This is a genomic window from Streptomyces sp. WAC06614 (assembly GCF_003949795.1).
Classification (GTDB): domain Bacteria; phylum Actinomycetota; class Actinomycetes; order Streptomycetales; family Streptomycetaceae; genus Streptomyces.
Map to the genome: position 1 here is coordinate 1 of NZ_RPRY01000332.1, position 7,341 is coordinate 7,341.

At 76.6% G+C, this 7,341-nt stretch carries 5 protein-coding genes and 2 pseudogenes; all 7 read left to right on the forward strand.

Going from position 1 to position 7,341, the window contains the following annotated elements; all coding sequences use genetic code 11:
• Positions 1-330 (forward strand): annotated as a pseudogene (locus tag EF918_RS29745) (ROK family protein); the annotation flags it as partial.
• A gap of 2,118 nt (positions 331-2,448) precedes the next feature.
• A complete protein-coding gene (locus EF918_RS29750; protein ID WP_125652041.1) occupies positions 2,449-3,162 on the forward strand; it encodes a GntR family transcriptional regulator in 714 nt (237 codons plus the stop codon).
• Positions 3,163-3,321: 159 nt separating this feature from the next.
• Positions 3,322-4,443: a TIGR03364 family FAD-dependent oxidoreductase gene (locus EF918_RS29755; RefSeq protein ID WP_125652037.1), complete on the forward strand. Its 1,122-nt coding sequence runs from the start codon at positions 3,322-3,324 to the stop codon at positions 4,441-4,443.
• A gap of 5 nt (positions 4,444-4,448) precedes the next feature.
• The gene (locus EF918_RS29760) at positions 4,449-5,171 is read left to right on the forward strand and encodes a phosphonatase-like hydrolase (protein ID WP_125652038.1); all 723 of its coding nucleotides are present in this window, start codon (positions 4,449-4,451) and stop codon (positions 5,169-5,171) included.
• Entirely contained in the window at positions 5,168-6,247 is a 1,080-nt protein-coding gene (locus tag EF918_RS29765; RefSeq protein WP_125652039.1) for an ABC transporter ATP-binding protein, read from the forward strand. The genes EF918_RS29760 and EF918_RS29765 overlap by 4 nt, the downstream gene beginning before the upstream one ends.
• Positions 6,240-7,124 (forward strand): 2-aminoethylphosphonate ABC transporter permease subunit, encoded by an 885-nt coding sequence (locus EF918_RS29770; RefSeq protein WP_125652040.1) that lies wholly within the window; start codon positions 6,240-6,242, stop codon positions 7,122-7,124. The genes EF918_RS29765 and EF918_RS29770 overlap by 8 nt, the downstream gene beginning before the upstream one ends.
• Positions 7,111-7,341, forward strand: a pseudogene (locus tag EF918_RS29775) (hypothetical protein); the annotation flags it as partial. The gene EF918_RS29770 and the pseudogene EF918_RS29775, both read left to right, overlap by 14 nt.

Below are 7,341 nucleotides of genomic sequence, written 5' to 3' on the forward strand. Positions count from 1 at the left end.
CTGCTGGACGGACCGCCGTGCCGGTGCGGGGCGCGGGGGTGCGTGGAGACGCTGTGCCTGGCGGCGGCGGCCCGGGGGGACATGGCGGAGGCCGCGCGGGTACTCGGCGAGGCGGCGGCGAACCTGGTCGCCCTGCTGGACGTGGACCGGGTGCTGCTGGGCGGCCGCGTGGTGGCCGCGGCGCCGGCCACGTTCGTGCACGGGGTGGGCACCGTCCTGGCATCCCGCGCCCTGACCCCCCACCCGGCCACGGTCGCCCTGGCGCCGTCCGGCGTGGCGGAAGGCGCCGCCGAACTCATCCTGGGCCCCCTCTTCGGCCGAACCCCCTAGAGCAGCCGCCACCTTGCTGCGCCGCGCCCGCGTGGCCCTGCTGTGCCGCCGCCCTGTGGTCCCGCGGCCCCGCGTGCGGGCGGGGAGCACTGCCTGGAGGCCGCGCACCGGGCCGCGCGCCGGGCCGCGGGCCCACCGCCCCGGGCACGCGCGCCAGGCCGCGCACCGGGCCGCGCCCCGGGCACGCGCGCCAGGCCGCGCACCGGGCCGCGCGCCAGGCCACGCGCGGGCACTGCACCAGCCTGAGGTGGGCTGCCGCCCCGGCCACGCGCGGGCACTGCACCAGCCTGAGGTGGGCTGCCGCCCCGGGCACGCGCGGGCACTGCACCGGCCTGAGGCGGGCTGCCGCCCCGGCCACGCGCGCCAGGCCGCGCACCGGGCCGCGCGCCAGGCCGCGCGCGGGCCCTGTATCGGCCTGAGGCGGGCTGCCGCTCCGGCCGCGCGCGGGCCCTGTATCGGCCTGGGGCGGGCTGCCGCTCCGGGCACGCGCGGGCCCTGTATCGGCCTGGGGCGGGCTGCCGCTCCGGGCACGCGCTCCGGGCACGCGCGCCAGGCCGCGCGCCAGGCCACGCGCGGGCACTGCACCGGCCTGAGGCGGGCTGCCGCCCCGGCCACGCGCGCCAGGCCGCGCACCGGGCCGCGCACCGGGCCGCGCGCGGGCCCTGTATCGGCCTGAGGCGGGCTGCCGCTCCGGCCGCGCGCGGGCACTGCACCGGCCTGCGGCGGGCTGCCGCTCCGGGCCGAGGCGCTGCCGTCTCGCCTGCCGCGCACCGCCTCGGCGAGGCCGCCGACTCCCGGCCGGCGGGCCGCCCGGCGGCTGGGCGGGCCGACCCCGTTGCCGGCCGCCCGGGTCGGGCGGGCGCTGCGCCCGGACGGGGGTAATGCGGTGGGGCGGCCGCGCGGCATGCGTGGGGGGCTTCGCGCGCGTGGGAAGGTGCAGGGCACAGGGCAGGGTGATGGTCACCTCGTCCGACCATCGTCCGGCGAACAGCGAAGGCCTGCCATGCGTGGACGCGACGCCCTTGCCCTGGCCGCCGTACTCCTTGCGGCGGCGGCCCCCGCCACGCCCGCGGCCGCCGCGGTGACCGGCGCCCAGCCCCCACTCCGTCTTCCGGCCGTCAACGCCGCCCTGCCAGTGGCGGTGCCCGCCCCTGCTTCGGCCTCGGCCGTCCACGCCGCCGCGCCCGCCCTGGCTTCACGCCCGGCCGCCCGCGCCGCCGTGCCAGCCCGGACTCGGGCCACCCGTGCCGCCGCGCACGTCCTGGCCGCGCCCGCCCAGGCTCCGCCCGCCCGCGCCGCCGTGCGCGCCCGTGCCGCCGCCCCGGCGGCCGCCGCCCCGGCGGCACGGGCGGCCGGTCCGTGGGCCGCCGGCCCGCGCGTGGTGGTTCCCGGGCCGCCGCCCGTGCGGGACGTAGGGGTCGGCGCCGGGCCCGGGGCCGGGCCCGCGGCGCCTGGTGGGGGGCGGCCTGCGCCTGCCTTGCCTTCGCGGGCCAGGGCCAGTTGTGGGGGCAGCGGGAAGGACGCCGCGTTCCCCATCGGGGCCCGGATCCGCGGGGGACCGTCCGTGTACCGGGCCGGCGGCGGGGCCCAGTCCTGGTACCTGGACCTGACCAACACGACCGACGGCCCCTGCACCGCCGTCCACCCCGTCGTCGTCCTCACCGACCAGGCCCGTACGCTGCGCCCGGCCCACCTGCGCATGGACTTCGAGACGGGCGCCTCCAGCCACTCCGTCACCCTCGAACGCAGCGACCGCGACGAGATCATCGCCGTCTTCGACGGCGGCGGCGCCTTCTCCGGGTTCACCGTCGGCCCCGGCGGGTCCGTCACCGTCAAGGTGCATCTGGCGTTCGCGCCCGACGCCCCCCTGGGTGAAGTCGTCGCCGATGCCGCGCTCGTGCAGCGCCGCGGCGACGACGGCGAATGGATCGGCGAGGCCGGCGGGTACCGGTTCTCCGTCGAGGGGCCGCAGGAGCCGGTCGAGGCCGGCGCCGCCGGGTCCCTGGCCCGTACGGGGGCGACCGAGGCCCGGGCGCACGCGGCGCGGGCCCGGGCCCACACCCTCGGCGCCTACGCCGCCGCCGCGCTGCTGGCCGGGGCCGGCCCGTTCGCTCGGGTATTCCCGAGCACGGCCGGATCCCCAAGTACTACGCCGTCAAGGCCCGTCTCTCCGTCCTCCTCGAAGAGCTCGGCGAGGGTGGGCTGCTGCCCACCGAGCGGGATCTCGCCGAGCGGTACGAGGTGTCCCGCGAGACCCTTCGGCAGGCCCTGCGCGAGCTGCTGCTCGAAGGGCGGCTCCGGCGCTCCGGCCGCGGTACGGTCGTGGCCGGGCCGAAGCTGGAGCAGCCGCTGTCGCTGGCCAGTTACACCGAGGGCGTGCGCCGCCAGGGCCGCCGCCCGGGCCGCCGGCTGATCGGCCTGGAGCAGTTCCCCTGCCCCGCCGACCTCGCCGCGGACCTCGGCGCCGCGCCCGGCGAGCCGCTGTGGCACATGGAGCGCGTGCTGCTCGCCGACGACGAGCGCGTCGGCCTGGAGAGCACCTACCTGCGCGTGGCGCGCGCCCCCCGACTGGACACCGACTTCCCGCCGGACTCGTCGTTCTACGGCTACCTCAAGGACCAGCTCGGCATCTCCTTCGGCGACGCCGACGAGAAGCTGGAGACGGTGCTCGCCACCCCGCGCGAAGCCCTGCTCATCGGGACGCCGCCGGCCCTGCCGATGCTGCTCATCCACCGGTTCTCCCGCGACCAGGACGGGCGGCCCCTGGAGCGGGTGCGTTCGCTCTACCGTGGCGACCGGTTCAGCTTCACGACCCGTCTGCGCCCCGCGTAGCCGTATCCGGCAACGGATCGAACCAGACCATTCGCTCCCCAAAGGGGCATCTCCTGATCACCAACAGGTAACGGGTCTAGTCCAAGCGTCGGGGGCTGTTCACCGTCGCGTCGCCGGACCGCCCCCGCCGGGTCACGGTGCGCCACGACCGTGAGGGGCGTGAGAGTCATAGTCGTCGGAGGCGGCGTGGTCGGCACCATGCACGCCTGGCAAGCAGTCGAACGCGGCCACGAGGTCGTCCAGATCGAGCGCGAGGCCGAGGCCCGTGGCGCCTCGTTGCGCAATTTCGGCCAGATCTGGGTCAGCGGCCGGGCCGGTGGCGAGGAGCTCGCCACCGCCCTGCGGGCCCGGGAGCTGTGGGAGGGCATCGGGGCCAAGGTCCCGGGCCTGGGCTTCCGCCCCAACGGCTCGCTGACCCCGGTGCGCGGCCCGCACGAGTACGCCGTCGCCGAGGCGGCCACCGCCCGCGAGGACGCCGCCGCCCGCGGCTACCGCCTGCTCACCCCGGACGAGGCCCGCGCCGTCAACCCGGCCCTGCGCGGCACGTTCGACGCCGCCCTGCACTGCGAGCGCGACGCCGCCGTCGAGCCGCGCACCGCCCAGCTCGCCCTGCGCGAGGCCCTGAAGGCCGGCGGCCGCTACACCTTCGTCCCCGGCCGCGAGGTCCGCGAGGTCGTCGGCACCGGCGCCGTCCGGGACGACCACGGCGACGTCCACCGCGGCGACCACGTGGTCCTGGCCACCGGCGCCTGGCTGTCGGGCCTGGTCCGCGAGCTGGCCCCGGACCTGCCCGTGCGCCGCGTCCGGCTGCAGATGATGCAGACCGAGCCGCTCGGCGAGCCGCTGGCCACCTCGGTCGCCGACGCCGACAGCTTCCGCTACTACCCCGCCTACCGCGGCCCCGCCCTCGACGCGCTCGACGCCGGGCAGGCCCAGGCCCCGGTCGCCGCCGCGCACAAGATGCAGCTGCTGATGGTCCAGCGCCTCGACGGCGGACTGACCATCGGCGACACCCACGAGTACGAGCACCCCTTCGCCTTCGACACCCTCGAAGACCCCTACGAGCACCTCACCGGGGTCGTCGAGTCCCTGCTGGGCCGCCCGCTGCCGAAGGTCCGGCGGCGCTGGGCGGGCGTGTACGCGCAGTGCACCGACACCACCCGCGTCGTCCACCGCCAGCAGGTGCGCGAGGGCGTGTGGTTGGTGACCGGGCCGGGCGGCCGCGGCATGACCTGCTCGCCCGCCATCGCCGAGACGACCGCCGACGAACTGAGCTGGTGACCGCCATGACCTCCACGCACCGCACCGACCACCCCGCCCCCCACCACGGCCTCGTCGTCCTCGACATGGCCGGTACCACCGTCGCCGACGGCGGCCTGGTCGAGCGCGCCTTCGAGCGGGCCGCCGCCCACCTCGGCGTCGAGCCGGACTCCGCCGACCACGCGGCCAAGCTCCAGTACGTCCGCGCCACCATGGGGGAGTCGAAGATCTCCGTCTTCCGCCACCTCTTCGGCAGCGAGGAGCTCGCCCACCGCGCCAACACCGCCTTCGAGCAGGCCTACGCCGAACTCGTCGACGGCGGCCTGGTCAAGGAGATCCCCGGCGCCCGCGAGGCCGTCGAGCAACTCCGCGCCGACGGCCGCACCGTGGTCCTCACCACCGGCTTCGCCCGCGTCACCCAGGACGCCGTCCTCGCCGCCCTCGGCTGGCAGGACCTGGTCGAGCTGACCCTCTGCCCGGCCGACGCCGGCGGCCGCGGCCGCCCGTACCCCGACATGGTGCTGGCCGCGTTCCTGCGTACCGCCGCGGTGGACGACGTACGCTCCGTGGCCGTCGCCGGGGACACCGCCTACGACATGCTCTGCGGCACCCGCGCCGGCGCCGGCCTGGTCGCCGGTGTGCTCACCGGCGCGCACGACCGCGCCGCGCTGGAGGCGGCCGGCGCCACCCACGTACTCGACTCCGTCGCGGAGCTGCCGACACTGCTGCGCGCCCGGGAGTCGGCGTGAGCGGCATCCGCTTCGAGTCGGTCTCCGTCGCCTACGGCGGCACCACGGTCCTGGACTCCCTGGACCTGACCGTCGAACCCGGCGAGGTCATGGCCCTGCTCGGACCCTCCGGTTCCGGTAAGACCACCGCACTGCGCGCCGTCGCCGGCTTCGTCACCCCCGCCTCCGGCCGGATCCGGATCGGCGGCCGCGACGTCACCCACCTGCCGCCGCACCAGCGCGGCATCGGCATGGTCGTCCAGCAGTACGCCCTCTTCCCGCACATGCGCGTCCAGGACAACGTGGCCTTCGGCCTGCGCGCCCGGAAGACCCCCAGGGCCGACATACCCGGCCGGGTCGCCGAGGCCCTGGAGATGACCGGCATGGGAGCGTACGCCGAGCGCTACCCGCGGGAGCTCTCCGGAGGGCAGCAGCAGCGCGTGGCCATCGCCCGCGCCCTGGCCATCCGCCCCGGCGTCCTCCTCCTCGACGAGCCGCTGTCCGCGCTCGACGCCCAGCTGCGCTCGGGCATGCTGGCCGAACTGGCCCGGCTGCACCGCGAACTCCCCGACGTCTCCCTCCTCTACGTCACCCACGACCAGGTCGAGGCGCTCACCCTGGCCGACCGGATCGCGGTCATGGACAAGGCCCGGCTGCAGGACTGCGGCACCCCGCAGGAGCTCTACCGCACCCCGCGCACCGCGTTCACGGCCTCCTTCGTCGGCAACGCCAACCTGCTGCCCGTCACCGTCGCCGCCGACGGGTCCGGCGTCACCTTCGAGGGCCGTACCCTCGCCGTCGACCCGGTGCCGGCCGCCGCCCCGGGCGCCTCGGCCACCCTGTGCGTGCGCCCGCACCTGCTCGCGCTCGGCGAGGGCGGGCCCAACACGCTGCGCGGCAAGCTCACCGAGGTCCAGTGGCGCGGCTCCACGCACCGGCTCCACGTCGAGGTGTCCGGCCACCGCATCACGGCGGACCTGCCCGAACTGCGCGAGACCCCCGCCCTGGGCACCCGGATCACCCTCCACTTCGCGCCCCGCGACGCCGTGCTGCTGACGGCGGGGGTGGCGCAGACAGCCGAGGTGTCCCATGGCTGACGCCGGGAGCGCGGCGGTGCCGCGCGCCGTGGCCGCCCCGCCGCGCCCCGGCCCCCGGTCGGTGCCGCGCGTGGTGTGGGCCCTGCCGCCGGTCGCCGTCCTCGGGCTGCTGTTCCTCTACCCGCTGGGCCTGGTCGTGCAGCAGTCCTTCTCCCCGGAGCGGGGCGGCAGCGCGATCAGCGGCTACACCAAGGTCTTCGGCTCGGCCGCCTTCCGCGACGCACTCGGCACCACCGTCCAGCTGGCCGCCGGCGCCACCGTGGGCTGCCTGGTCCTCGGCTTCCTCCTGGCCGTGGTCATCGCGTTCGTCCCGTTCCCCGGCGCCAAGGCCGTCGCCAAGTTCATCGATGTCTTCCTCTCCTTCCCCTCCTTCCTCATCACCCTCGCCCTGCTGTTCGTCTACGGCACGGTGGGCATGGCCAACGGCCTGTGGACGGGGGTCACGGGAGCCGCGGAAGGGCCGTTCCACTTCCTGACCACGCCCTGGGGCGTGCTGCTGGCGGAGATCACGTACTTCACGCCCTTCGTGATGCGCCCGCTGCTGGCGGCCTTCTCCCAGACGGAGACCGCCCAGTTGGAGGTGGCCTCCTCACTGGGCGCCGGACCCGGCCGGATCATCCGGCAGGTGATCCTCCCCGAGGCCCTGCCCGCCCTCGCCGCGGGCGGCAGCCTGGTGCTGGTGATGTGCCTGAACGAGTTCGGGATCGTGCTGTTCACCGGCGCCAAGGGGGTCACCACGCTGCCGACCCTGATCTACGGCAAGGCCATCCTGGAGGCCGACTACCCGGCCGCCTGCGTGGTCGCCGTCGTCAACATCGCGATCTCCGTCGGCCTGTTCGGCCTCTACCGGGTGGTGAGCAAGCGTGCTGGTGCATAGCAAGGCCGGCCGGTGGGCCGTCTGGACCGTCTTCGCCCTCCTCTTCCTGCCGCTGTTCGCGCTGCCCCTCCTGGTGGTGCTCGCCGCGTCCTTCGCCGGCCACTGGTCCGGGGCCTTCCCCTCCGACCCGACCACCGCCCACTACGCCGCGGCCGGCCGCGGCGTAGTGGGCGGTGGTCGGGTCGGAGGGGAAGGCCCCGGACCAGTGGCCGGCGAA

What these genes read in the sequence shown, in the direction of transcription:
- EF918_RS29760 (WP_125652038.1), top strand. Translation starts at nt 4,449, where the DNA reads ATGACCTCCACGCACCGCACCGACCACCCCGCCCCCCACCACGGCCTC.
- EF918_RS29770 (WP_125652040.1), top strand. Translation starts at nt 6,240, where the DNA reads ATGGCTGACGCCGGGAGCGCGGCGGTGCCGCGCGCCGTGGCCGCCCCG.